Below are 3,205 nucleotides of genomic sequence, written 5' to 3'. Positions count from 1 at the left end.
CCTCGTCAGCGCTGCCTAGTCGGACGCCATTGAGGCGCTCCAGTTCCAGCAACAGACCACTGTGGTCCACCTCGCCATTACCACTGGCCAGCAAGGCCCGGTATTGCTCGAACACGCGCTGGCTGAGTGGCAACGTCAGGCCCTCACTGCGAGCCTCATCAAGGATCATGCGCAGATCCTTGAGCTGAATCCGTGCTGGCGCTCCGGGCTCGAAGTTGCGCTGCAGCATGCGCTCGCCATGCTGTTCGAGAATCTTGCTGCCGGCAAAACCACCCAGCAGGGCCTCACGGACCTTTTCCGGACGCGCCCCACCCTTGGCTGCAAGCAATAAGGCTTCTGACACTGCGCCAATGGTGATACCAACAATGGCCTGATTGGCGAGCTTGGCCAGCTGACCGCTACCCACCGGGCCAATATGCGTCACGATGCCCATGGGTTGAAGTACCTCCGCGGCGCGCACGAAACTGTCGTCGCCACCGCCGGCCATGATCGACAGGGTGCCCGCTTCTGCACCCCGCGTGCCCCCGGAAACCGGCGCATCCAGGTAAGCCCCGCCTTGCGCCTCCACCAATACCCCATGACGGCGGGCTGTGGCCGGCTCAATGGAGCTCATATCGATGACCAGCGCGCCCTGGCGAAGCTGATTGATGGCGCCGCTCTGGTAGAGCACCTGGTCCACGACCGTGCCGTTTTCCAGCATGGTGATCACCACATCCGCTTCGGCAACCGCATCCGCCGGGCTGGCAGCCAGCCGCGCACGGTCGCTCAGGGCTTGCGCCTTTTCCGGTGTGCGGTTCCAGAGGGTCAGGGAGAAACCGGCATCCAGCAGACGCGCCACCATGGGGGCGCCCATCAAGCCGATGCCGAGAAAACTGATTTTGGTTTGTGACATGGGGTACCGCTTTCAAGCTGCAGGCAACTGGCCGTCTGCGCTGCAAGCGCCGGTCAGACGGGCCAAGAGGAGCGCCCGCAGGAACGCTCCACTCTCATATTGCCGGGCATTATTCCCGATATTGGCACCGTACACACCCCCAGCCATGGCGGGAGAGACCCATCAAGCCGGCTGCCTTCCCCGTAACCACAGCAGCACACCAAGCAACACAGCAATTACTTGCGCCGTCACGCCCTGCACCGTGGGGAAGAACCCCAGCCACTCGATGGTAGGCACGCCCAGGTAATAAGCACTCAATACGCCCGCTTCTTGCAAGGCGGCAATGCCACGGCCCAACAGCACCACCGAGAGTACCAGCAGCACCAGGCTGGTCACCCGGAAGAACAGACTCAGGGGCAGCCTCATACCAATGCGGAAGAACAGCAAGCAGACCACCGCCAGGGCTGCCACAGCCGCACCGATACCGTAAAACAGGAAGGCCTGGGTCGCCGTGGTCACCTGACTCCACAGGGCCTGGTAGAACAGGATAGTCTCGAAAATTTCCCGATACACCGAGATAAACGACACAAAAGTCAGCACCCAGATGGTGCCACTGCCCAGGGCATCATCCACCTTGCTACGGATATACCCCAGCCACTTCTGACTGTTGCTGTTGCTGTGCATCCAGAAACCCACATAGAACAGGATCAGCGCCGCAACCACCCCGGCCACCCCTTCGGTCATTTCCCGGGAGGCGCCACTGAAGGTAATCAGGGAGTTTGCCGCGTACCAGGTCAGGCCACCGGCCACCAGGGCGCCGATCCAGCCCAGATGAATATGGCGGGTGGCGCTTACCGCATTGGCCTTGCGGGTAAAAGTGAGTAGCGCGGCCACTACCAGCAGTGCCTCCAGGCCCTCGCGAAACAGAATGAAGAAGCTGGCAGAGAAAGTCGCCGCCGGGCTCAGGCCATCGCCGGACAAGGCATCCGCGGCTTTCGACAGTGAGGCCCGCGCCGCTGTCACCCGCTCGCTCACGGTATCCGACCCACGGTTGCGGTCGATGGCCTCGCGCACGGCCATGAAATCCGCTTCGGCCAAACGCATAAGATCGCTATCCACTGCCGCAAGCTGCTGTTCAATCATCTCGAAACCGTCTAGATAAGCAGACAGAGCGGCGGCCTGGGAGGCCTGACGATCGCCGTTGCGATAGGCGCTCTCGGCTTCCTGCAGGCGTTCATCACTCAAGGCAATAAAGCGGTTTTTGTTGAACAGTGCCGACGGCTCCCGGCGCAGATACCCCAGGGCTGCATAGGCTTGCTCGCCCTGCTCTTTCAACACATCTTCCGGCGCCTGAGCCACCAGGGTATCCAGCGTCAGGGATGTCCTCATGCCGGGGATCTGGTTGAAGGCGGCCTTGCCGGTTTCCGCCATCTCATCGCTGACCGCTTTTGCCCCCACGTAAAACGCCAGGGCCCAGCGGTCCTCGTCACTGAGGGTGTCACCGTAAGCCGCCATGCCGGTGCCATCGACCCCTTGGGTGATGGTGGTATGCAACCCCAACAACGAACGGCCGTTATAACGGGCCACTTCCGTAAAGTCGGTGGGAGCCGGTTCCAATGCCGCGCCAGCGGGGCCATCCCCCCGGCCTTGGTCGCCATGGCAGGCGGCGCATTGGGTTTGATACAGCTCGGCAGCGCGCGCCAGATCCGGTGCCGCTTTTGGCGACACCGGGATGCCGTAGACGGTGACCAGGGTGGCACGGATAGACTGGGCCAGCTCCTTGATACGGGGCTCGGCGGCCTTGTCGATCACCGCCTGTTGCAGGGCATCCGCTTGATCCTGCAAGCCTTGCTTGCCATCAGCGTCGGGTAGCTGAGCCACCCCCTGCGCCAACAAGGCAGTGAACTCTTCCATCTCGGCGTATTCTGCCGGGCTGACGATATCGCCATCCACCACCGCATTGATGTAATCGGCTCCAACGTATTCCACCAACTGCACCAGGGCAGTCTGATTGCTGGCAAACGCAGGCAAATTAAGGAAAAAAATCGAGATCAGAATGGCGGCGAAACGCCCCGGAATGGGAACAGCGGTCATGAAATTGAATCCGGTTCAATTTGAAAAGGAGAGTCATTATCATTTATCTGGAAGACCCCATCAAGGACCGCACTGCACCCCCCCCCCGGCATATCCGCCGACCGTAAACGGCACTACCTTGCTGATATGAGCCTGGGGCCAACCACTCTCCTGCTGCCAGACGTTGAATGCCGCCTGAGCGGCCCGCTGGTCACGCTGGCTGGCCGGGGGTTTGTCGATGATGTTCTGGGCCTTCAAGGC

General features: G+C 61.4%; 2 protein-coding genes and 1 pseudogene. All 3 read right to left on the bottom strand.

The features are described from left to right. Positions 1-892 (bottom strand): NAD(P)-dependent oxidoreductase (locus ACFE0K_RS08845; protein WP_434535715.1); only part of this gene is annotated, 892 nt, incomplete at its 3' end. Positions 893-1,054: 162 nt separating this feature from the next. After that, positions 1,055-2,965 (bottom strand): FTR1 family protein, encoded by a 1,911-nt coding sequence (locus tag ACFE0K_RS08840; protein WP_434535714.1) that lies wholly within the window; start codon positions 2,963-2,965, stop codon positions 1,055-1,057. 60 nt (positions 2,966-3,025) lie between these two features. Continuing rightward, a pseudogene (locus ACFE0K_RS08835) lies at positions 3,026-3,205 on the bottom strand (hypothetical protein); the annotation flags it as partial.

Origin of the sequence: Alcanivorax sp. (assembly GCF_051117345.1) — a bacterium.
Classification (GTDB): domain Bacteria; phylum Pseudomonadota; class Gammaproteobacteria; order Pseudomonadales; family Alcanivoracaceae; genus Alcanivorax.
This window is presented reverse-complemented; position numbering and strand designations above follow the sequence as displayed.

Bases quoted from the DNA above. Each gene is read 5' to 3' on its own strand.
- ACFE0K_RS08840 (WP_434535714.1), bottom strand. From the start codon at position 2,965: ATGACCGCTGTTCCCATTCCGGGGCGTTTCGCCGCCATTCTGATCTCG.